The organism is Xanthomonas euvesicatoria, assembly GCF_013112235.1.
Taxonomy (GTDB): domain Bacteria; phylum Pseudomonadota; class Gammaproteobacteria; order Xanthomonadales; family Xanthomonadaceae; genus Xanthomonas; species Xanthomonas euvesicatoria.
The window spans coordinates 2,816,633-2,839,109 of the sequence record NZ_JABFFS010000001.1 but is presented as its reverse complement, the minus strand read 5'-3'; the positions used below and the strand labels follow the sequence as shown (position 1 = coordinate 2,839,109).

The window sequence follows — 22,477 nt, the reverse complement described above, 5'->3', positions numbered from 1 at the left end:
GGGCCGGCCTGATGACGAGGCCGGCAGTCATGAGCTGCGATGCAGCGATACAGCAGTACAGCCATTGCAGGTGGTGCGCTGTCGCCAGGCAGGCGCGACAGCGCGCAACGCGCGTTGGCGATCCCTAGTTGGAAGCGGTGCGCTTGTCCGCCGCCGGCGCCATGGCCACGGTCTTGGCGTCCACCGGCATGCCGGGCATGAAGATCTTCTGCACGCCATCGACCACCACGCGGTCGCCGGCGGCCAGGCCGCTACGCACGATGCGCAGACCATCGGCACTGCGGCCGAGCTCCACATCGCGGCGCTGCGCCTTGCCGTCCTTGTCCACCACATACACGTATTTGCGGTCCTGGTCGGTGAGCACGGCCTTTTCGTCGACCAGCATGGCCTTGAACTGGCCGCTGCCCAGCAACTGCACATGCGCATACAACCCCGGCGTGAATTGCCGTTGCGCGTTGTCCAGTACCGCGCGGACGCGGATGGTGCCGGTGCTGCGGGTCACCTGGTTGTCCAGGAAATCCACGCGACCGGTGTGCGGGAAGCCCTGCTCGCCGACCAGCCCGATCCGCACCGGCAACTCGCCGCCACGTTCGTCCGGGCGCTCGCCGTTGCGGGCCATCTGCGAATAGCGCAGGAAGGTGCCTTCGTCGGCATCGAAGTAGACGAATACCTTGTCCAGCGACACCAGGGTGGTCAGCACGCTGGCGCTGTCGCCGGCCGTGACCAGGTTGCCGGCGGTGACCATCGCACGCCCGGCGCGGCCATCGATGGGAGCGCGCACGCGCGTCCAATCCAGGTTGAGCCTGGCGGTGTCCACCGCGGCCTGGGCGGCCTGCAGGTCGGCATCGGCCTGATCGGCGGCGGCGCGGCGCTGCTCCCAGGTTTCGGTGGAGATGGCCTGCTGCTCGGACAATTTGCGTGCGCGCGTGGCTTCGCTACGTGCCAGCGTGGCCTGGGTGCGGGCACGCACCAGCGACGCGTTGGCACGCGCGAACTCGGCGCGGTAGCTACGCTCATCGATGGTGAAGAGCACATCGCCCTTCTTCACTTCTGCACCTTCGGTGTAGTTGACCTTGTCGATATAGCCGGACACGCGCGGACGCAGTTCCACGCTTTCCACCGGCTCGATGCGGCCGCTGAATTCGTCCCACTGGCTGATCTGCTTCATCAACACCGGCGCGACGCTGACGCTGGGCGGCGGCGGTGCGCCGGTCTCGGCGGCCTTGCTGCCGCAGCCGGCGAGCACGACCGCAAGCACGGCGCCCGCCAACACGGTACGCAAGGGAAAACGGAACGGGGTGGCGTTCGTGGTCATGGGGAAATCTCTCGGGTGGGGATGGGAAATTGCAGACCGGCCAGCCGGCTGGCCGACGGTGCGGCCGGCGGGCGACGACTCACGGTCACGATGGCTTGTCCGGGCTGGCCAGGCCCGGCAATCAGGGAAACAGCGGCGCGGCCGACGTCCACGGCGCGGATCCATTCCGGACAGGCGTCCTTGGCGCGGCCGGGCGTGCAGACCGGCTGCTCGACCGAGAGCAACTGCACGCGGACGCCCAACGGCTTGGCTTCCTCGTGCAACACCTGGGCAAGCATGCGGGTGGCTGAGGCCGCAACCGAACGATCGCCATGCGCCGACCAGGCGCGCAGCGCACACGGGCTGCCAAGCAGCAGATAGCGGCCGCCGCCGTCGACCTCGGCCAGCAGCGGCAGCAGGTGGCGGGCGGCAGCCAGATGCGGCAGCACGTCACGCTCCAGGCGACGACGCAGGGCGGCCACCGGCCGATCCACCAGCCGCCCAGCCTTGGGCGGGCTGCCCAGGCTGGCGATCACCGCGCCCAGCGGTCGATGCCGCTGGGCCAGTTCGGTGGCCAGGCGCTGCGCAGATGCATCGTCGGCCACCGATCCCTGCACGATGTCCAGCAGCGGGGAATGACCGTGCTGCGCACGCAGTGCATCCAGCTTGGCGGCGTCGCGCCCAATCACCACCGTTGGCATACCGGCGTCCAGCAATGCAGAGACGATGCCCATGCCCACGTTGCCCGCGCCGCCGATGACGGCCGTCTCGGATTTAACCATCCCGCTCATGGGATTTTCGCTCCCGAGATCGGGATAATTCCACGGCGCGCCCAGCGCGCCTGCAGTCCAGTCCGCTGCGCAGGCGCGCCGCCAGCCTGCCGCCGTGGCGAGCTGGAGAATTCGCGCAAGGCACTGTCGTACGACCGTTTTTCCGTGGAAATGACCGGATCGAAGGCGCTTTCGATTGCACTGCGCTGACTGGAAGACACGCCGAAAACGTTGCACAACCACATGGCCGTGCTCCTGCATGGAGGGGATGCCGCATAAGTTAGGCTTCAAAGCAGCACTTGATTAGTCCGGATTTAGGGGAATAATCGTCCCGCAAGCGGTCTAATCCCTCCTGACCCCCGGAAGGCATCCCATGACTCACGATCTCAACGACACCTTGATCTTCGTCAAGGTGGTCGAACAAGGCAGCTTCATCGCCGCCGCCAATGCGCTTGGCCTGCCCAAGACCACCGTCAGCCGCAAGGTGCAGGAACTGGAAACCCGGTTGGGTGCGCGCCTGTTGCATCGAACCACCCGCCGCATCGGCCTGACCGAAGCCGGCTCGGTGTACCACGAACATTGCCAGCGCATCGCGCGCGAACTGGAAGAAGCCGAAAGCGCGGTGGGACAGCTGCAATCGGGCCCGCGTGGCTGGCTGCGTTTTACCGTGCCGTATTCGCTGGGCATTACCTGGATCGCGCCGTTGCTGGGCGAATTCCACGCGCAATACCCGGAAATCCAGCTGGACATGCATCTGGGCAACGAGAAGCTGGACCTGATCGGCGGCGAAGCCGATCTGGCATTGCGCGTCGGCGCGCTGCCCGACTCCAATCTGGTGGCGCGCAAGCTCGGCAGCTTGCGCACCCAGGTGTTCGCCAGCCCCTCCTACATCGAACGCTATGGCGAGCCGCTGCATCCGGACGAATTGCAATTCCATCGCACGCTCGCCTTGCGCAAGAACCGCAACGTGCACAACAACCGCTTTTTCTGGTCGCTCAGCGACGGCAGCGATGTACGCGATTTCCCGGTCAATCCGCTGATGGTGGCCAACGATCCGGCCGCGCTCAACGGTGCGGTGTTGTGCGGCGAAGGCCTCTTGCTGACTGGCGATGTGATGGCCAAACCGTTCGTGCAATCGGGCCTGGTGCGTCGCGTGCTGGCCGGTTGGACCGGGCCTGAGGTGGACTTCAACGCGGTGTTCGCCGGCGGCCGATTGGTGTCGCCGAAAGTGCGGGCATTCGTGGACTTTTTGGTGACGCGCATGAATTTCGATGCGGATTACATGATGGCGCAGTGCCCTGCCCGCCTGGCCGCACAAAAGGCCGACAACGATGCGAAAGTCGAAGTGGGCGCAGACGCGGAGTTGCGTGCCGAAGGCAAGCGAATCTTGGAAAACGTCACGGCGTAGTGCCGGATCGACTGCGCCGGCGGTGGTTGCCGTCTGGCGCAGGCCATAAGTTCATCGATGCAACCCAGTGAATGCATCTCTGTCACCACACGCGTACAGCCGACGACAGCTCGGTCGCTTTGCAGATGATCTCACTACCGTCAGCGGTGAGTTGGGAAAGATCGAGACGTCCGTCGTGGCGTCGTTGGATGCGATCACCCGATGAGCGCAAAGCCGACTCGGTCGCGCGCGGTGCCCTCGCCGCTCGCGGGACACGCCGTCAACCCATCCATGGGGGCTCGATGGCGGCACCCATGCCGCCAACGGTTCCAAGCGGCGAGGACACCGCACCAGAACGTTGGTCGGTCGCGCGGAAAGCGGCCCATCGTAGGAAAGGGGATGGAGATACCTTCTCGCCTGAGCACCGCGAGCTAGCCGCGCCTCCTTGAATCGCTAGCGAACGCATCTATCGCTTGCACAAATACAGCGACCAACTCGATTGGTCCTTGCCCGCTCACCGTCGCGGGACCCTTGGCGGCATGGATGCCGCCACGGAGCTTATAGGGACGTACTTGCAGCGTATCCCGCGATGGTGAGCGAGCAAGGGCCCTGCAGCAACGCTCAGATCCGCGCTTCGAAGTTCCACAGTTACGCCGACACATTCGCGCCGATGACGTGAGAAAGATCGAGACCTCAAAGCCGTGCAGACCAGCCGTTCTAAATCCAAGCGATTGGTTCGCTGCTCTTGATCCACCATGCAGCAAAAAAACAGGCCGCTTTCGCGGCCTGTGTTGCGTACATCAGCACATCGCAGGTGAGTCATCCGACCCGCCACGATTCACTGCATCTCCTCAACGCATGCCGGTGTTGCTGGCCGCGCCTTCGGCACGCAACGGAATCAGGCGGATTTCGACGCGACGGTTCTTGGCGCGGCCGGCATCGGTGGTGTTGTCGGCAATCGGATAACGCTTGCCGGCGCCCATGGTTTCCATGCGCTCGCGCTGCACACCTTGCGCGGTCAGGTATTGCGCTACCGCGCTGGCGCGCTCTTCGGACAGGCGCTGATTCACCGCATCGCTACCGACGCTATCGGTATGCCCCACCACTTCCACCATGGTCTGGTTGTACTCGCGCAGGGTGGAGGCCACGCCGTTGAGCGCGGTGTAGAACTGCGGCTTCAATGCCGACTTGCCGAAGTCGAAGGTGATGCCGTCGGGCAGGTTCAGGCTGATGTTGTCGCCCTGGCGTTGTACTTCGATACCGGTGTTGGCGGTGCGCTCACGCAGCGCGCGCTCCTGGCGGTCCTGGTACTGGCCGATTGCCGCGCCGCTCAGTGCACCGATGCCAGCGCCGACCATTGCGTGCTGACGACGCTCGGTGGCGCTGTCGCCGGTGAGCAGGCCTGCAGCCACACCAATGGCGGTACCGATCAGCGCATTGCGGCCGGTCCGATTCTGCTGTTGCGTCTGCTCGCCGTATTGGTCGCGCTGCACATACGAGCCGCCGGTGGCACACGCGGACAGCGCAATGGCGCTGGCCAATGCAACGGCAAGACTCTTGGTGGCTGCTGGGGACATGGTGCTCTCCTATGGCCGGACCATCCGGCGCTCAATCGTGTGCGCGAGGATAAACAGGCCCACGCGACTGGCGCATGATGAAAACTGCCGCAACCCACGTGTAACGGGTGTGCCATTCAGGAAAACGTTTTCGGCGATGACGCGTGCACGTGCGCCGTCACATGAGCCAGCGCACGGCAGTACACAGGGCGCATTCCATGCCCTGTTTCGCTCATCAGACAGCGTTGCGAGCACCGTCCAGAAACAGGCACACGCGCATCGATCAGCAGCGACTAGGCGCGCGATTTCGCATACGCGGCCAACGCCGCATCGCGGCCCTCGGCCAAGCCGATGATCGGATTGCGCGGATACTCCGGTGCAAAGCGAGCCAGCGACAACGGATGCAGCCACGGCGCGAAGCGTTCCTTCACCGCAAGCTTGCCGAGCTCAGGTACCCAGCGCGTGATGTAGGCGGCCTGCGGATCGAACTTCTCCGCCTGCGTGACCGGATTGAACACACGGAAATATGGCGCCGCATCGGCGCCGGTGCCGGCCACCCACTGCCAGCCCAGGGTGTTGTTGGCCAGGTCCGCATCGACCAGCGTGTCCCAGAACCAGCGCGCGCCTTCGATCCAGTGGATGCGCAGATGCTTGCACAAAAAACTGGCGACGATCATGCGCACGCGATTGTGCATCCAACCGGTATGCCAGAGCTGGCGCATGCCGGCATCGACGATCGGAATGCCAGTGCGGCCCCGCTGCCAGGCCTGCAATGCAACCGGATCGACCGTTGCCCAATCGAATCCTGCAAAGCGCGGGTTGAGATTCTGGTTGGTGGTGTCCGGGAAGTGATGCAGCAAGTGATAGGCAAAGTCGCGCCAGCCAAGCTGCCGGATATAGGCATCGATTTCTGCGCCATTGCGCGCAGTGCGATGCGTCTCCAGGGTGCTGGCGATCCGCCACGGCGCAATTTCGCCGAAGTGCAGATGCGGCGACAGTTGCGAGGTGCCGACGCGATCGGGGCGATCGCGGTTTTCGCGATATCCCGACAACGCGCCGTCGATAAAGATCTCCAGCATTTCGTGCGCGCCGGCTTCGCCGGGCTGCCAGTGCTCCCAGAAGCCCTGGTCCCACTGCAGGCCCGGCACCAACTGCAGCGTGTCGAGCGCATCGGTCTTCAAGCTCGCAGGCAGCGGCGGCAGGCGACGCGGCGCGTCCATGGCGGCGGGCAATTGCAGCTGCGTCAGCGCATTGCGCCAGAACGGGGTAAACACCTTGTAGGGGCCGCCCTGCTGCGTGGACAACTGCCACGGTTCGAATAGCAGCGCGGCATTGCAGCTCTGCACCTCGATGCCGCGCTCGCGCAGGTCGCGCTTGATCTGCGCGTCGCGCGGCTGCGTGGCCGGCTCGTATTTGCGGTTCCAGTACACCGCCGCCGCACCGGTCTGCGCGATCACCTCATCGAGCACCTGCGCGCTGTTGCCGGAGCGAATGACCAGGCCGCTGCCGAGCGCGCGCAGGGCACCGTCCAGCGCTGCAAGCGAACGATGCCGCCAGGTGCGCGACGCGGCGCCAGGCGTCCATTCGCCCTCTTCGTGCGGCGCATCGATGTACAACGGAATCGGGTGATGCCCAGCATCGAGTGCGGCGCGCAAGGCCGGGTTGTCTTCCAAACGCAGATCGCGACGGAACCAGACGATGGCGTATGACATACGAGCTCGGCAGCAAACGGTGAGGCTGCGCAGCATAAGCCAGCGGGCGCAACGATGGCGCGATGCCGGGCGGTGGATGACCACCCGGCCGTTCCCCGGCAGCGCTTACTCGAAACTGCCCACCGAGTCGTGCGCCAGGTTGTCGAAGCGGGTGTACTCGCCGAAGAACTTCAGCTTGCACGAGCCGGTCGGTCCGCCGCGGTGCTTGCCGATGATGATTTCGGCCAGGCCCTTGTCCGGCGAATTTTCCTTGTTGTAGTAATCGTCGCGGTAGATGAAGACGATCATGTCCGCGTCCTGCTCGATAGCGCCCGACTCGCGCAAGTCCGCCATTACCGGGCGCTTGTCGGTGCGCGTTTCCAACGAGCGGTTGAGCTGCGACAACGCAATCACCGGCACGTTGAGCTCCTTGGCCAGGCCTTTCAGCGAGCGCGAGATTTCCGAAATTTCGGTCGCGCGGTTTTCGCTGTTGCCCGGCACCGACATCAGCTGCAGGTAGTCGATGACGATCAGGCCCAGGTCGTGTTCGCGCTTGAGCCGGCGGCACTTGGAACGCAGCACTTCCGGCGACACGCCCGGGGTGTCGTCGATGAAGATCTTGGTTTCCTTGAGCATCTTGATCGCGCCGGTCACGCGCGCCCAATCCTCGTCTTCCAGCGCACCGGTACGCAGGCGCTGCGCATTGATGCGGCCATTGGAGGAAATCAGGCGCATGGCCAACTGCGAGGCCGACATTTCCATCGAAAACACCGCCACGCCCTTCTTGGACTTGATCGCGGCGTATTCGGCAATGTTCAGCGCAAAGGTGGTCTTGCCCATCGCCGGACGCGCCGCCAGGATGATCAGGTCGGTCGGCTGCAGGCCGGCGGTCATCGCATCGAAATCGGTGTAGCCGGTCGGCAGGCCAGTGATGTTGCCGCCGTTTTCGAAGCGGTTGCGCAGCTCTTCGAAGGCATCCTTCAATGCCCCGGGCATGGCCACGAAGTCGGTGCGCCCACGCGCGCCTGCCTCGGCGATCTTGAACACGGCCTTCTCGGCCGAGGACAGCAACTCGACGCTGTCGCGCCCTTCCGGCTGAAAGCCGTCGTTGACGATGGTGGTGCCCACTTCGATCAACTGCCGCAGCACTGCCTTGTCGCGCACGATTTCCGCATACGCGGCGATGTTGGCCGCCGACGGTGTGGTGCTGGCCAGCTCGATCAGGTACGCACCATCGCCCACCTGCTCCAGCTTGCCCTGCGACTCGAACCATTCGCCCAGGGTCACTGCATCGAACGGGCGGTCCTTCTCGTTCAGTTCGCGAATCGCGCGGTAGATCAGCCGATGGTCGCGCCGGTAGAAGTCGTTTTCGGTGAGCTGGTCGTTGACGCGGTCGAACGCGTCCGGCGCCAGCATCAGGCCACCCAACACCGCCTGCTCGGCCTCGACCGAATGCGGCGGTACCCGCAACTGGTCCAGACGCGGCTCGGGACGATCGTAATCGTCGTCGTCGCGATCGCGACTGCGCTTGGAACGGAAACCAGGACGAGCGGACATGGACAAACAAACCTGACGCAGGGAGACGAGGGCAGGAAGCATAGTCATCGGCGCGGCCGGCGACCATGCACAACTCTGTGGATAACTGGTGTATAGCCGGTGCATCCACGTGCTACGCGCCGGCCGTCGCAGATGCCGAGACCCTTGCGCCGCTTGGGTTTCCGCCCTCGCCCAGGGCCCAACGGGGCGCCGCATTGACGTGCGGCGCCGCTGTGGTCAACTCAGCGCTTGAGGTGCCCGATCAGGCCCAGGAACTGGTCGATGAAGCCCTGCAGGAACTTGCGGCTGTCGGCGTTGGCGATCTGGTCGTCGGGCCCGAACAGGCCGTCCTTGTATTGCAGGAACACTTCCGGCTGGCCGAGCACCTGCATATCCAGATACGCCAGCACGTTACGCAAATGCTGCTGCGCGGTGGCAGTACCGATCGCGCCGACCGAGATGCCCACCACCGCCGCCGGCTTGCCGGCAAACGCGCTATCGCCGTAGGGACGCGAGCCGGTGTCGATGGCGTTCTTGAGCACGCCGGGAATGGAGCGGTTGTATTCGGGGGTGACAACCAGCACCGCATCGGCAGCGCGGATCTGCTGCTTCAGCCGCGTGCCTTCGGCGGGATAATCGCCGTCGCGGTCCTGGTTGTAGAGCGGGATATCGCCGATCTCCAGGTACTCGAACACGGCCTTGTCGCCGGCCAGATGCTCCAGCGCGCGTGCCAGCTGGCGGTTATACGACTCGGCGCGCAGGCTGCCGACCAGCACGGCAATGGTGGGCTTGCTCATGGGGAATGCTCCGTGGAAACAGGGCCCCACCCTACCCAGCCGGATGCTCAGGGCCGGTGAAACGCCGCCGGCGTCTGTAGCGCAAGCGGCAGTGCGTGCACGCGAGCGCGGCACCGTCCAGAGGGGATTTCGCCCACGCCGGCCCGTGTGCAGACCACAACCTACAGGTGTCAGCGCACCACGGCCGCACGCTGTTCGCGCCAGTGTGCCTGCCATGCCTGGAACATCAGCACCGTCCACAGATGCGTATGCCATTTGCGCTCGCCACCGTTGAAGTCGCGCCACAGGCGGGCCACGCTGTCGGCGGCGAACACGCCTTCGCGTTGCAGGGCGCCGTGCGCCAGCAGATCGTCCGCCCAGCCGTGCAGGTCGCCACGCAGCCATGCGCTGACCGGGGCGCCGAAGCCGCGCTTGCCGCGGTACACCATTGCGTCCGGCAGGTAGCGGCACAGCACGCGCTTGAGCAGATACTTGCTCACTCCATCGCGATATTTCAGCGACAGCGGCAGCGACCAGGCGAATTCGGCCACGCGCCAGTCCAGCAGCGGCGCGCGCGCTTCCAGCCCCACCGCCATGGTGGTGCGGTCCACCTTGCACAGCAGATCGTCCGGCAGGTAGGCGGCAAAATCGGCCAGCATCATCGCATCGGCCGGGGTGCCGGACCCATGCAGCGGGTCGGCCAGGCTGTAGAAACTGTCGGGTTCGGTGGCGCCGAGCACCACCGCGGCCGGATCGCGCCAGCGCGAAATGCGGTTGCGGTAGATGTCGCCGATGCCACGTGCACCGGCCTCGGCCACCAGCGCGGCCAGGCCGCCGGTGCGCGAAGATTCGCCATTGCGACGCGCTGCCACCGCCATCAGGCGACGCAGCGGGCCCGGCACCAGGCCATGCATGCGCCAATTGCGCAGTGCGCGCTGATACCGGCCATAGCCGAAGAACAATTCGTCGCCACCATCACCGGACAGCGCCACCGTGACCCCGCCGCGCGCCAGCCGTGCGACCAACGCCGTCGGCACTTGCGAGGCATCGGCGAAGGGTTCGTCGAACATGTCCGGCAGGCCCGGCACCACCGCCAGCGCATCGGCGCCGCTGACATACAGTTCGGTGTGGTCGGTGCGCAGATGCGTGGCCACTTCGCGCGCCAGCGGCGCTTCGTCGTGGTGCGAGCCTTCGAAGCCGATGCTGAAGGTGTGCACCGGCTGCGCGCTCTGCGCCTGCATCATCGCAGTGACGATGGACGAGTCGGTGCCGCCGGAGAGAAACACGCCCACCGGCACGTCGGCCACCATGCGCAGGGCCACCGCATCGCGCAGCACGCTATCCAACTGCTCTTCGGCCTGCGCGTCGGTACCGGTGAACGGCGTCGCCAGCGCGCGCTGCATCGCCTCGCGGGCGTTCCAGAACGGTTGCTGCGCCTGATCGGGACGATGCGCGGCTGCGCCGGCTGCAACGGCTTGCGCATCCATGCGCAGCACGCGGCCGGGCATCAGCTTGAAGGTGTGCTCGTGGATGCAGGCCGGCGCCGGGATATAGCCCAGCCGCAGCAGCAGCGTGAGCGCATCGCGATCCACGCCGTTGTCGAAATCCGGATGCTGCCACAAGGCCTTGAGTTCGGAACCGAACACCAAGGTGTCGCCGGCCCACCCGTAGTACAGCGGCTTCTTGCCGACGCGGTCGCGGGCCAGGAACAGGCAGTTGTCGCGCTCGTCCCACAACGCAATGGCGAACATGCCGTTGCAGCGGGTCAACGTCTCGTCCAGGCCCCACTCCACCACGGCCGCCAGCAGCACTTCGGTATCGGAGTGGCCGCGGAAGCGATGCCCAAGCGCGGACAGCGCTGCGCGCAACTGCGCGAAGTTATAGACCTCGCCGTTGTAGGCCAGCACGTAGCGGCCGTCTGCCGAGCGCATCGGCTGATGGCCGAGCGGCGACAGGTCCAGAATGCTCAAGCGCTGATGCGCCAGCGCTACGCCTGCCTGTGCATCGCACCAGGTGCCGGCATCGTCGGGGCCGCGGTGGCGCAAGGCGGCCCCCATCGGCCGCACCAGCGCATCGAGCTGTTCGCCATGTAGGCGCGGCGAGGCCAGCAACATTCCTGCCAATCCGCACATCGTCAGCGCTCCTTCCGGCCGGCCACGGGTAACCGCGCGGCGGCGGCACGCGTGACGCCTTGCATCCCCGCAAGCAGGCGCACGGCAAATGGCGATGGCGATGGCGATGCAAGAGAGCAGAGACAAGCGTCTGCCCGGCACGCAGCGGTATGGCCATCAGCCACGTGCAGATCGCGCAGACAGCTCATGCCGCCACCGATGCAGCTGCCGGCATCGGCACGAAACGCGGTAAGCCCTGCACGCGTTGTATCCACGCACCAATCGCGGGCAAGCGCTCCAGATCGAAACCGCCGTCTTCGGCGCAATGGGTGTAGGCAAACAGTGCGATATCGGCGATGCCGTAGTCGCTGCCGGTGAACCAGGTGTGCTGCTGCAGATGCTGCTCCATCACCGCCAGCGCCTGCTCGCCCCGCGCGCGCAGCTGCGGCAACTCGGCGCGGCGTGCGGCATCGCGCGGCGTCCACAGGCTGATGAACCGCGCCACTGCCACATATGGCTCATGGCTGTATTGCTCGAAGAACATCCAGCTCAATGCCTGCGCGCGCTGCCACGCATCGGTGGGCAGATACGGCGTGCCTTCGGCCAGCCAGAACAGGATCGCGTTGGATTCGGTCAACACGCGGCCATCGTCGCGCTCGACCATCGGCACCTTGCCGTTGGGGTTCTTGGCCAGATATTCGGGCGTGCGGGTCTGCCCGGCCACGCTGTCCACCTCGACCCAGTGATAGCGGCTGCCCAATTGTTCCAGCAGCAGGCGCACCTTGTAGCAATTGCCGGAACTGGACATGCCATGGACGGTCAACGGGGGACGCACGCTCGACATCTGGCTGGCTCCGCGGCAGCAACGAGGGGGCTGGCAGTGTCACAGCCCCGCGTGCCTTTGCAAAGCCCTGCACGCAGCAGCGGCGCACCGATGCCAGGGTTGCGTGCACTGCCGCGCCGACCTGCGTCAGGCCAAGGCCACCACCGCCACCGGCACACTCAACACCGCGATCAGGACGCCCAGTGCCGCCACCGTCAGCGCCCAGGCGCCGAACGCACGCGTGCGCGCACAGCCGACAGCGGCGGCCGCCGCCTGCACCGAGCAGACCGACCACCACAGCGCCCCCAGCATCAGCAGCAAGATGCATGTCGCCAGTTGCGCCATGCCGGCCGGATCGGTCGCGCCGGTGCGCAGCAATGCAACCTGGCCCTTGAGCGCGACCACGGCCGCCAGCAGGCATGCCAGCCAAGGCAAGGCGCAGCCGGCCATCGCCGGCAACACCTGCCCAAGCTGGGCGCCGCTGCCCATCCACCGCAGGATCTGCGTGAGCAGCACGCATCCCAGCAAGGCGATTGCAACCACGACAATGACCCCACCGGCCTTGGCCCATAGCGGCAGCGCGTACAGCCACACCCACGCCGACAGCAGCGTGGTCGCCGCAAACACTGCCCAGGCGCTCCAGCGCAACCGAGCATGCTGCGGCATCCGGGCCACGGTGGCATGTGGATCGAACATGATTCCACCCAGGCCACCGCCGCGCCACCAGAAAAAGCACGCCACCAGCAACGACACCAGGGCTACCAAGCCGGCCAGCGGGTAGCCGAGCGCACGCCAGTCGGGAGGCTGCGTGCGCCGCTGCGGCCTGAGATCGTGATTGAAGTACAGCAGGTCGCGCGCGCGTTCCATGTCGGCAGCCGCGCGCGCCACGCCATTGGCCGGAATACGGTCGGTGAAGCGCTGCCACTCGCCCACGATGACCAGCTTTCCCTCGCGCATCGCGATGCTGCGCGAAAAGCGGAACCACGGATTGGCGACCACTTGGGTGTCTGCCTCCACCTGGGTCGCCGGGTCGCTGTGCACGCGCACGGTCTGCCGCGCCAGCCGCGGTCCGCCCAGTGCCAGCGGGCTCTTGCGCGCCTCTTTCGGTAACGCATCCATCCATTCGCCAAGCTGGAACAACGGGAAACCCAGCTCATCGCCCTCCTTCGCTGGCCACTCCAGCCGATAGGCCTCGTGCGTGCGCACATTCAGCGGGTCGGCAGCGTCGATGCTTGGCACGCTCACCTGGGTCAGCGCGGTGTAGTACTGCTGCATGAATTCCAGATAGTGCTCGCCCACCGTCTGCGCACCATCGTCGTCGAAGCTACCGGCGACACGCTCGCCGCGGCCCTGGCGATAGATGGTGTCCACCGTGAAGCTTGCCCAGCGCTGCGGCTTGCGCAGCGAAATGGAGATTTCTTCGTTCACTTCGATCTGCGGCAACGCGGGCATCGGCGCAGGCACTTCAACCAATGTGTCCTGCCCTGCAATCACGGGCAATCCGCGCACGAACGGCAGTGGCCGCCGCTGTGCCAACGGGCCCTCTTCGCGATCGCGCGTGGCATCCACCCACACCTCGCCCTGCGGCAGATGCGCACGCACCACCACATGATCGAAGGCGTACGGACTGGGCAACCGCTTCTCCAGCCCATGCCCCTTGTCGCTGTTGACCAGCACCGGCTCGGCGCGGATGCCGGCCAGCTGCAAGAGTGCGATCAGCAGCGTCGCCTTGTCTTTGCAGTCGCCGTAGCGGTTGCGCAGCGTTACTTCGGGCGCGTGCGGGGCGTGCGAGTTTTCGCCCATGTCCAGGCCGACGTAACGGATCTCGCCCTGCACGAACGCCACGGCGCGCAACAACGCGCCCTGCGGGTCGTCGCTGCGCAACCCCAGGCTCTGCGCCATCTTGGCGGCCACCTGCGTCTGGTTGAATGCACGCGGATACAGCTGCGCCGCCCAGGCCGCCACCGCACCCCAACTGCCGGCGGTGGACACTTCGATCACGCCATACGGGTCCACATCGTCGGGCGCGTCTTTTTCTTCCTGCACCGCCGCGATATTGCTGGCCCCGATATCCAGTTGCGTCACCCCATCGAGCGTGCGCACGTTCCGGCCAAACCCCGGCGCGCTGATGCGCCACTGCAGCGGCATGTCGGCCCGATAGCGCACACGTACCCGGCGCTCGCCCAGCGGCACGCCGTAGCGCGCTTCGAACACGTCGTAATAGCCCTTGCCGAACACCGGATTGCTGCCACTGATGGTCACGCCATAGTCAACGCGATCGCCCACGCGCAGATCCGGCAAGGTGATCGACAGCGTCAGCGCACCATCGATCAGGCCGTTCTCCAGCCCGCTTTCGCGCCGCAATCTGGCGTAGTGCGCCTGCGTGCGCATATCGATGCGCTTGCCGGCGCGCCAGACCTCCAGGCTGTTGAGTTCCAGCTGCTGGTACTGCGGCTGGTAGTCGATGGAAATCTGCCCGGCTTCCTCCAGGCTCTTGGCCCGTTGCACGGTGTAGCTGAGCCGGCGGTAAGCCTGCGGCACGCGGCCGGTCAGATCGACCTGGTCGGACACCAGTTCATAGCGCAGCCCGGCAGCGCCAGGCACGTTACCGGGAACGGCATCTGCCACCACCCAGCCCGGCGTCGGCGCCATGCGCGGCGCCTCGTTGGCCCATGCCGGCACGATCCCGGCGCCGGCCAACAACCACATCGTGCAGAAGACGCCGCACAGGCGTCGCATCACATCCCTGCTGATCAAGCCCCACTCCTCGTCAAAACGCATTGAGTCCTGTCAGCGCACGGCCCACCACCAGCTGATGCACGGTTTCGGTGCCTTCGTAGGTGATCACCGATTCCAGGTTCAGCGCATGCCGGATCGCCACATGCTCGGTGGTGATGCCGGCCGCGCCCAGCAGGTCGCGGCATTCGCGCGCCACATCCAGCGCCATGCGGCAATTATTCCATTTTGCCAGCGAGATCTGCTCCGGCTGCAGCGTCCCGGCGTCCTTCAAGCGCCCGAGCTGCAAGGCGAGCAGCTGGGCGGTGGAAATCCGCCGCGCCATGTCGGCCAGTTTGATCTGCGCGCTTTGCGTGGCGGCCAGCGGCCGGCCGAACAGGATGCGCTCGCCGGCATAGGCCAGCGCCTCGCGCAGGCAGGCCCCCGCCGCCCCGATCGCGCCCCAGGCAATGCCGTAGCGTGCCTGGTTGAGGCAACTCAGTGGCGCCTTCAAACCGGCCGCCCGCGGCAACCGCATCTGCTCGGGCACGAACACATTGTCCAGGAACAGGCCCGAGGTGACCGACGCACGCAGGCTCATCTTGTGGCTGATGTCGTGCGCGCTGAAACCGGCGCTGTCGGTTTCGACCAGAAAGCCGCGCACGCCATCGTCGGTATGCGCCCAGATGATTGCCAGCCCCGCGATGCTGCCGTTGGTGATCCACAGCTTGGCGCCATTCAAGCGCCAGCCATCGCCCTCGCGCACCGCGCGGGTGGTCATCGCAGCCGGGTCCGACCCGCCCTGCGCCTCACTGAGGCCGAAACAACCGATGACCCGGCCGGCGGCCATTTCCGGCAGCCAGCGCTGCCGCTGTTCGTCGCTGCCGTAGGCGTGGATGGGGTACATGCACAACGACGATTGCACGCTGACGAAGCTGCGCAGGCCGCTGTCGCCGCGCTCCAGCTCCTGGCAGATCAGTCCGTAGCACACCGCGCCCAGGCCTGCACCGCCGTCGCGCGGCGGCAGGCTGGCACCCAGCAACCCCAGTTCGGCCAGTTCCGGGATCCACTCGCGCGGAAAGCGTCCGGCATCGAAGGCATCGCCGATGGCCGGCACTACCCGCGTGTCGGTAAAGCGCGCGACAGCGTCCTGCACCGCCCGCTCTTCGTCGGTGAGCAGCGCGCGTACATCGAACAGGTCATCGGGGCGCACCGGCATGTTGGCTTCCATCGCAAGCTGAAAGCTCGATTATCTGCCAGTTGCCGGCCGAACATGGCAGTGCACCCGTGCGGCAATGGCGCAAACGAAAAGAGCCGGCATTGCCGGCTCTTTTCTCACTGCTGCGCTGACTGCGCGGCGCGGCGGCTTACACGTTACTGCCGGGTGCTCAAACCGTCCTGGCGCACGTTGGAATCGCCCGCCGTCGATGCCATCTGGGTCACCAGTTGGCCATCGACCACCGGCAGCCGGTCGCTGGTGGGCTTGTCGTTCATGCGCACGGTCTTTTCAAACCCGTCGTAGCGGTAGGTGACGTCATAGGCCACCACGTTGTCGGCGTCGCCCAGCGAGATGCGTTCGCCCGGCTTGCTGTCCATGCGCATGGTGCCGGTGGTGCCGTCGGCATTGCGATAGGTCACGTCGTAGCCCACCACGCGCGAGGACTGCGAGTTGGCATTTTCGGTATGGCATTGACGCTCGGTGCGATCGACGACCCGGCCACCGACGTGGTTGCGGTCGATGCGGTTACCGATGAAGCCGCCACCCACCGCGCCTGCGGCAGTCGCCAGCTTGCGGCCGTTGCCGCCACCGACCTGATTGCCGATCAGGCCGCCGATGACCGCACCGGCCACGGTGCCGCCGACGTTACCGTCGCGCTCGGGCAGACGCTCCTGCACCACGACATCGCGGCACACCTCACGTGGCGAGGTACTGGTGGTGGTTTCGCGGATGGCGTTGCTGTTGATCACCTGCGCGTATTGCGGCTCGCGCTGGGTGATGGGAGCAACCTTGACCACATCGGCATATTCCAGGCCGCGCGGCGCCGGCTGGCCGTTGGCGACAAAATCGCCGGACGATGGGCGGTTATTCATGAAGGCGGCAGTGGCGACGCCTCCGACCAGCAAGGCACCAGCAGCGACCAGTATAGTTGTCGTATTGCTCTTCATTACCAGCTCCCTGCGGACGCACCGCGTTGTTGACGGCCGTGATTCCAGCATGGGAACCCTGAACGAAAAGGCGCTCGCTCATGAACACGACGGTTAAGTTCAGCTAGCGGTTACTTCATGCATCTCTAACAGCCGGAGCATTCGCATGCGAAATCCCTTGACCGCACGCGCGCTGGACTGGGCCAGCACGCTGCGATATCCCACCTTGTTCAAGTTGGCTGCGGCGATGTTTCTGATCGACGTGGTGATACCGGACCCGATCCCGTTCCTGGATGAAGTGCTCTTCGGCCTGACCACGCTGCTGCTGGCCAACTGGAAAACCCGCAAGTCGCCAATGCCGGCACCGGCGCGCCGCGACTGATGCAGTTGATCGACAGCCATTGCCATTTGGATGCAGGCGAGTTCGACCACGACCGTGCGGCGGTGATCGCGCGCGCGCGCGCCGCGGGCGTCATGGAGCAAGTGGTACCAGCGATCACTGCTGCCAGCTGGCCGGGCCTGCGTGCGGTCTGCGATCAGGCGCCTGGTCTCTACCCCGCTTATGGCCTGCACCCACTGTTTCTGGACCAGCACCGCCCCGAACACCTGGAGCTGCTGGCCGAGTGGATCGAACGCGAGCGGCCCTGCGCGATCGGCGAATGCGGCCTGGACTTTTTCGTCGACGGATTGGATGCGCAGGCGCAGCGCGCCTATTTCGATGCTCAGCTGCAGTTGGCCAAGCGATTCGACCTGCCGCTGATCGTGCATGCCCGCCGCGCCACCGAGGAAGTCATCGCCCGCATCAAGGCGATAGGTGGCCTGCGCGGCGTGGTGCACAGCTTTGCCGGCAGCCCCGAGCAGGCGCAGCAGTTGTGGAAACTGGATTTCATGATCGGTCTGGGCGGCCCGGTGACCTACCCGCGTGCCAATCGCTTGCGAAGGCTGGTCGCCAGCATGCCGCTGCAGCACCTGCTGCTGGAAACCGACGCGCCGGATCAGCCCGACGCCGGCAACCGCGGCCAACGCAACGAGCCTGCGTATCTGCGCACGGTATTGGACTGCATCGCCCAGCTCCGCGGGCAAGACCCTGCGCACATTGCCGCGCTCACGTCGGCCAACGCACGCAACCTGTTCGGCCTACGGCGCTGAGCGCAGCGTGCGCATCAGCGCGAGCGCCCGGTCAGCACGACAGCGCGCAGGCAACATCACGACGCCGCAACCGCCTCGGCTGCCGGCGCTGCGGCCTTGGGCTTGGGCTTGAGCAACATCTCCAGCGCCTTGCCCACTGCCACGAATGCAAAGGTGCCGGTGATATGCGTGGCTGCGCCCAGCCCTGCCCCGCAATCAAGCTTGAGCGTGGCATCGGCATCGAGCTGCGGGCGGATGCCGCAAACGCTGCCATCGGCCTGCGGGTATTTGACGTTTTCCAGCGAATACACCGCGGGCACGCCAAAGTAGCGCTGCGGGTTCTTGGGAAAATTGAATTCGCTGCGCAGCTTCTTGCGGATCAGCGCCAGCATCGCATCGTGCTCGGTGCGCGAGACGTCGCGCACGCGCACCAGCGTCGGGTCGGTGCGCCCGCCCGCCGCGCCCACGGTCAGCAGCGGCAACTTGCGCCAACGGCACCAGGCGATGGTTTCCACCTTGACCCGAAAGCTGTCGCAGGCATCGATCACCAGATCGAAGTCCTCACCCAGCAAGGTCTCGATATTGCCCGAGGTCAGGAAAGCCTCAACCGCGTCGGCTTCGATGTCCGGGTTGATCGCCACGCAGCGTTCGGCCATCGCGCGGGCCTTGTTGCGACCGTACTGGCCAGCCAGCGCCGGCAACTGCCGGTTGGTGTTGGACACGCACACGTCATCGGCATCGATCAGGCGGATGTGCCCCACCCCGGTGCGTGCCAGCGCCTCGACCACCCACGAGCCCACCCCACCCATGCCGACCACCGCCACGCGGCACGCCGACAGGCGCTCGACGGTGCCGACCCCATACAGCCGGTCGATACCGGCAAAGCGTTCACGCCATTGTGCTTTCATCGGCCTATTTTACGCGCCCCGTCCAGGGCGCGCCCACGCTGCCGCAACGAACGTTGCGTCCCAGGAGCCACCTCATGCACGCCCCGCCTTCCACCCAATCCCGCGCGGCCCGCTACGCCTTCATGCTGGTGCTGGGCCTGCTGATCGGCCTGGTCGCCACGGTCATGGTGGCCAACGCACTACAGGCGCGACGCGACCCGGTGCCCGACAGCCTGATGCAGATCATGGCCTACCAATTACGCGCATTGCGACCGGGCGAAGGCGTCGCCTGCGCGCCGGCGCAGCAACAGCGACGGCTGCAATCGCTGCGCCTGCTGGCCGACGAAGTCGAGCCGGCCTTCCCTGCGATTGGCGAGGACCGCCGCTTCGGCGAGCACGCACAGGCATTGCGTGCCGCGCTGGATCAGGCCCAGGGCGTAACGCTGACCGATTGCAGTCAACTGGGCCAACTCCACACCCGCATCTCCGATGCCTGCGAGGCCTGCCATCGCGACTTTCGCTGAGGTTGGATGAATACAACGCTCGGGTTTCGTTAAGCCTGCAGTGTCGCAGTTGGCAGGCCGTTCACCTGGACCATCACAGGATGGCGTCGCCGCGGCCCCGGCCGCCTTTTCAAACCACCCCGGAGAGATCTCATGAAAACCCGACTGCTCGTCATTGGCCTGGCTGCAACCGCGACCCTGGTTGGCTGCGCCACCTCGCAGCCCCAGTACGGCAGCTATCGCGGCGACCGCGGTTATGACCAGGGCTACTCGCAGACGCAGCGTTGCGTGGATTGCGGCATCGTCACCCGGATCGACGAAGTCGGCCCGACCCGCACCGCGCCGACCGGCACTGGCGCCGTGCTGGGCGGCATCGTGGGCGCGGTGGCCGGCCGCCAGATTTCCAAGGAAACCGGGGGCAGCACGGGCAACAAGAATGTTTCGGCCGTCGCCGGTGCCGCTGCCGGCGCGCTGGCAGGTAACGCCATCCAGAACAATGTCACCAGTTCCAGCTTCGATGTGCAGGTGCGCATGGACGACGGCCGCGTGATCGTGGTCAACCAGCGCGACCTGGCTGGCGTGCGCGAGAATGCGTACGTGCGCGTGGTCAACGGCAAGGTCGTGTTGCGCTGATCCATCGGCTCGGCGGCACAGACGCAGCGCCAATGCGTCGCCAGTTGGCAAGGGCCGCGGACAACACGGTTGCAGACAACAAAAAGGCCCGGTGACGGGCCTTTTTGTTGCGTGGCTGATGCGCTCCGCGCAACCGGCTCAGACCACCTGCACTGCATCGGCCTGCAAGCCCTTCTGGCCTTGCACGACCGTGAAGCTGACCTTCTGACCTTCCTTGAGACTCTTGAAGCCCTGGATCTGGATCGCGCGGAAATGCACGAAGACGTCTTCGCCATTTTCGCGGCTGATGAATCCAAAGCCCTTGGCATCGTTGAACCACTTCACGACACCATTTTCGCGTTCGATGTTGGACATCTCGACTGACTCCCTACGACACTGTGATGGACTAGCGGTGGTGGCTGTGATTGCAAGGAGGAAGCGAGGTACAAGGATGTAGCGGATCAGGCGATCTACCGCATCAGGCCACGATTCACGGTGACCTTTGCAAACAGCAGCGGCTGCAACTTAACCCGCACAAAATGAATTTTCAAGCACCTCTTGCGCCTTTTTGTCAAGCCTGAATTAGGACCTGCGTAACCCTCATGGACACTGCCGTCGTTTACTACGTCTTGGCCACAGCGCTGGTGCTGATCGGCCTGGCTGGGGTCATCCTGCCGGCCCTGCCGGGCCTGCCCCTTGTGTTCGCCGGCCTGCTGGTCGCCGCCTGGGCCGACCATTTCACCCACATCGGCTGGGTGACGCTGGTCGTGCTGGGGTTGATCACCGCGCTGTCGTACCTGGTGGACTTCCTGGCCACGCTGTACGGGGCGCAGCGGGTAGGTGCCAGCAAGCTGGCGTTATGGGGTTCGGTCATCGGGGGCATTGCAGGCATTTTCTTCATGCCGATCGGGCTGTTCGTCGGTCCGTTCGCTGGCGCCTGGCTTGGCGAGTATTACCAGACACGCAAGTCCGGCCAGGCCACCAAGGTCGGTCTCGGGACCTGGGTCGGCATCATGCTTGGCACCGCCACCAAACTGGCGCTTGGCCTGTGCATGCTGGGCGTGTTCGCCATCGGCTGGTTTTTCTAGGGCTCTGGAACGGCTCCACGGCGGTGCACGCGCTCCTAGTCCAGGACGCGCGTAGGAGCCACATGCGCTCACTCCGCTGACGCGTGGCAGCCACGCTCCATGCGCATACCCGCTCTACGGCAACACGTCGCAGGCACAGACTGAGCGACCGGATTTGATCGAATGTTATGTCGCCGTGTACACGCGGCGTATGCAGACGCGACCGTTAAGCTGCGCATCTCTGCGCCTGCCTGGCGCCTTTCCCTCGGCCAGACTGCCCATGTCCAAGCACCACACCCGCCCCCTGATGCTGATCGCACTGGCCGCCGCGCCATTGGCCCATGCGCAGGAAATCGCACCGCAGCCGGCCTCGCCGCAAGCCTGCACCTCGGTGACGTCCGATGCCGCTCGCCTGGCCTGCTACGACAAGGCACTGGGCTACACGCCGCAGCAAACCGCGGAGGCAGATGCCGCCGCGCAATTGGCCAAGCAGAAGGAGGCCAGGCCCGACGATACGCGCACCATCAGCCGGGTCGGCGATTTCTTCCGCGCCGACGGCCAGGACCAGCCGAAAGAAGAAGCCGTGGCCAATGCCGGCCGTGGCTCCTTGCTGGACCGCCGCTGGGAGCTGGCCAAGGATTCCAAGCTGGGCACCTTCCAGCTGCGCGGCTACAAGCCGGTATACCTGTTGCCGGCATTCTGGACCAGCGACACCAACCGCACCCCGCAGTCGCCCAATCCGGCCAACTCGGTCAACACGCCGCAACAGCTGGACAGCACCGAGCTCAAGTTCCAGCTCAGCTTCAAGACCAAGGTGGTGGAAGACCTGTTCGGCGACAACGGCGATATCTGGATGGGCTACACCCAGAGCTCGCGCTGGCAGGCCTACAACGCCGATGCGTCGCGCCCGTTCCGCGAGACCAATTACGAGCCCGAAGCGATGCTGGTCTTTCGCAACAACTACAGCATCTTCGGCTGGAAGGGCCGCATGAGCGGCATCAGCCTCAATCACATGTCCAACGGGCGCGCCGACCCGCTGTCGCGCTCGTGGAATCGGGTGATCCTGAACTTCGGGCTGGATCGGGAGAACTGGGCGCTGACACTGCGCCCGTGGTTCCGCATCAAGGAAGACCGCGCCGACGACAACAATCCTGATATCGAGGATTACATGGGCCGCGGCGATGCGACGCTGGTGTACAACAAGGATGGTCACGAATTCGCGCTGATCGCACGCCATTCGCTGCGTGGCGGCGACCGCTCGCACGGTTCGGTGCAGCTGGACTACGGCTTCCCCATCACCAACCTGTTGCGCGGCCATGTGCAGGTATTCGATGGCTACGGCGAAAGCATGATCGACTACAACCACAAGGCAACCTACATCGGTGTGGGCGTGTCGTTGCTGGAGTGGTTCTAAGCGCAGCTCACAAAACCACTGCGCTCACCGCCGGCCGCATGCGGCCGGTGCGCGGAATGGCA

The 22,477-nt window shown here is 65.6% G+C and carries 21 protein-coding genes; 7 read left to right on the top strand and 14 right to left on the bottom strand.

Annotated features, from left to right (window positions below; all coding sequences use genetic code 11):
• Positions 1–124: 124 nt before the first annotated feature.
• Genes HLH45_RS12265 through HLH45_RS12255 form a run of 3 tightly spaced genes read right to left on the bottom strand, consistent with a single transcriptional unit; the run spans position 125 to position 2,309 of the window.
• Positions 125–1,315 carry an efflux RND transporter periplasmic adaptor subunit gene (locus HLH45_RS12265; RefSeq protein ID WP_008577270.1) on the bottom strand — a complete coding sequence of 397 codons (1,191 nt, stop codon included), beginning with the start codon at positions 1,313–1,315 and terminating at the stop codon, positions 125–127.
• On the bottom strand, positions 1,312–2,085 hold the full coding sequence (locus HLH45_RS12260) for an SDR family NAD(P)-dependent oxidoreductase (protein WP_033479288.1): 774 nt from the start codon (positions 2,083–2,085) through the stop codon (positions 1,312–1,314). Before HLH45_RS12260 ends, HLH45_RS12265 begins: the two co-directional genes overlap by 4 nt.
• Positions 2,082–2,309 carry a hypothetical protein gene (locus HLH45_RS12255; RefSeq protein ID WP_033479290.1) on the bottom strand — a complete coding sequence of 76 codons (228 nt, stop codon included), beginning with the start codon at positions 2,307–2,309 and terminating at the stop codon, positions 2,082–2,084. The genes HLH45_RS12260 and HLH45_RS12255 overlap by 4 nt, the downstream gene beginning before the upstream one ends.
• 128 nt (positions 2,310–2,437) lie before the next feature.
• On the opposite strand from HLH45_RS12255, the gene HLH45_RS12250 reads away from it, so the two are divergent.
• Positions 2,438–3,472 carry an XC_2801 family transcriptional regulator gene (locus HLH45_RS12250; RefSeq protein ID WP_005925689.1) on the top strand — a complete coding sequence of 345 codons (1,035 nt, stop codon included), beginning with the start codon at positions 2,438–2,440 and terminating at the stop codon, positions 3,470–3,472.
• Between the two features lie 830 nt (positions 3,473–4,302).
• Here the strand turns inward: HLH45_RS12250 and HLH45_RS12245 are convergent.
• From HLH45_RS12245 to HLH45_RS12205, 9 genes are all read right to left on the bottom strand, one after another.
• Positions 4,303–5,028, bottom strand: a complete 726-nt coding sequence (locus HLH45_RS12245) for a YiaD family glycine zipper/OmpA-like lipoprotein (RefSeq protein WP_007966703.1) — start codon at positions 5,026–5,028, stop codon at positions 4,303–4,305.
• Positions 5,029–5,300: 272 nt separating this feature from the next.
• Positions 5,301–6,719: a cryptochrome/photolyase family protein gene (locus tag HLH45_RS12240; RefSeq protein ID WP_008577274.1), complete on the bottom strand. Its 1,419-nt coding sequence runs from the start codon at positions 6,717–6,719 to the stop codon at positions 5,301–5,303.
• A 105-nt stretch (positions 6,720–6,824) separates the two neighbouring features.
• The gene (locus tag HLH45_RS12235; protein WP_003483586.1) at positions 6,825–8,255 is read right to left on the bottom strand and encodes a replicative DNA helicase; all 1,431 of its coding nucleotides are present in this window, start codon (positions 8,253–8,255) and stop codon (positions 6,825–6,827) included.
• 221 nt (positions 8,256–8,476) lie between these two features.
• Entirely contained in the window at positions 8,477–9,031 is a 555-nt protein-coding gene (locus tag HLH45_RS12230) for an NADPH-dependent FMN reductase (protein WP_008577276.1), read from the bottom strand.
• A gap of 170 nt (positions 9,032–9,201) precedes the next feature.
• Entirely contained in the window at positions 9,202–11,142 is a 1,941-nt protein-coding gene (gene asnB / locus HLH45_RS12225) for an asparagine synthase (glutamine-hydrolyzing) (RefSeq protein ID WP_011346937.1), read from the bottom strand.
• A gap of 184 nt (positions 11,143–11,326) precedes the next feature.
• The gene (locus HLH45_RS12220; protein ID WP_011346936.1) at positions 11,327–11,965 is read right to left on the bottom strand and encodes a glutathione S-transferase family protein; all 639 of its coding nucleotides are present in this window, start codon (positions 11,963–11,965) and stop codon (positions 11,327–11,329) included.
• A gap of 126 nt (positions 11,966–12,091) precedes the next feature.
• On the bottom strand, positions 12,092–14,653 hold the full coding sequence (locus HLH45_RS12215; RefSeq protein WP_008577281.1) for a DUF3857 domain-containing protein: 2,562 nt from the start codon (positions 14,651–14,653) through the stop codon (positions 12,092–12,094).
• Between the two features lie 61 nt (positions 14,654–14,714).
• Positions 14,715–15,890, bottom strand: coding sequence for an acyl-CoA dehydrogenase family protein (locus tag HLH45_RS12210; RefSeq protein WP_008577282.1), 1,176 nt, complete (start codon positions 15,888–15,890; stop codon positions 14,715–14,717).
• Between the two features lie 143 nt (positions 15,891–16,033).
• Positions 16,034–16,825, bottom strand: coding sequence for a glycine zipper 2TM domain-containing protein (locus HLH45_RS12205; RefSeq protein ID WP_011346932.1), 792 nt, complete (start codon positions 16,823–16,825; stop codon positions 16,034–16,036).
• A gap of 145 nt (positions 16,826–16,970) precedes the next feature.
• On the opposite strand from HLH45_RS12205, the gene HLH45_RS12200 reads away from it, so the two are divergent.
• Both HLH45_RS12200 and HLH45_RS12195 read left to right on the top strand, forming a co-directional pair.
• A complete protein-coding gene (locus tag HLH45_RS12200; protein WP_033479292.1) occupies positions 16,971–17,186 on the top strand; it encodes a DUF6116 family protein in 216 nt (71 codons plus the stop codon).
• Positions 17,186–17,953 (top strand): TatD family hydrolase, encoded by a 768-nt coding sequence (locus HLH45_RS12195; protein WP_008577286.1) that lies wholly within the window; start codon positions 17,186–17,188, stop codon positions 17,951–17,953. The genes HLH45_RS12200 and HLH45_RS12195 overlap by 1 nt, the downstream gene beginning before the upstream one ends.
• A 56-nt stretch (positions 17,954–18,009) precedes the next feature.
• Here the strand turns inward: HLH45_RS12195 and HLH45_RS12190 are convergent, their stop codons facing one another.
• Positions 18,010–18,840, bottom strand: a complete 831-nt coding sequence (locus HLH45_RS12190; protein WP_008577287.1) for a tRNA threonylcarbamoyladenosine dehydratase — start codon at positions 18,838–18,840, stop codon at positions 18,010–18,012.
• Between the two features lie 74 nt (positions 18,841–18,914).
• On the opposite strand from HLH45_RS12190, the gene HLH45_RS12185 reads away from it, so the two are divergent.
• Both HLH45_RS12185 and HLH45_RS12180 read left to right on the top strand, forming a co-directional pair.
• On the top strand, positions 18,915–19,343 hold the full coding sequence (locus HLH45_RS12185) for a cytochrome c (RefSeq protein WP_014089781.1): 429 nt from the start codon (positions 18,915–18,917) through the stop codon (positions 19,341–19,343).
• Between the two features lie 132 nt (positions 19,344–19,475).
• The gene (locus HLH45_RS12180) at positions 19,476–19,955 is read left to right on the top strand and encodes a glycine zipper 2TM domain-containing protein (RefSeq protein ID WP_007966687.1); all 480 of its coding nucleotides are present in this window, start codon (positions 19,476–19,478) and stop codon (positions 19,953–19,955) included.
• A gap of 138 nt (positions 19,956–20,093) precedes the next feature.
• Here HLH45_RS12180 and HLH45_RS12175 read toward each other — a convergent pair whose 3' ends face one another.
• Positions 20,094–20,309: a cold-shock protein gene (locus HLH45_RS12175; protein ID WP_003483561.1), complete on the bottom strand. Its 216-nt coding sequence runs from the start codon at positions 20,307–20,309 to the stop codon at positions 20,094–20,096.
• Positions 20,310–20,536: 227 nt separating this feature from the next.
• Between HLH45_RS12175 and HLH45_RS12170 the strand changes: the two genes are divergently transcribed.
• Positions 20,537–21,022 (top strand): DUF456 domain-containing protein, encoded by a 486-nt coding sequence (locus HLH45_RS12170; RefSeq protein WP_008577289.1) that lies wholly within the window; start codon positions 20,537–20,539, stop codon positions 21,020–21,022.
• A 259-nt stretch (positions 21,023–21,281) separates the two neighbouring features.
• Positions 21,282–22,415, top strand: coding sequence for a phospholipase A (locus HLH45_RS12165; RefSeq protein ID WP_008577290.1), 1,134 nt, complete (start codon positions 21,282–21,284; stop codon positions 22,413–22,415).
• Positions 22,416–22,477: the final 62 nt, after the last annotated feature.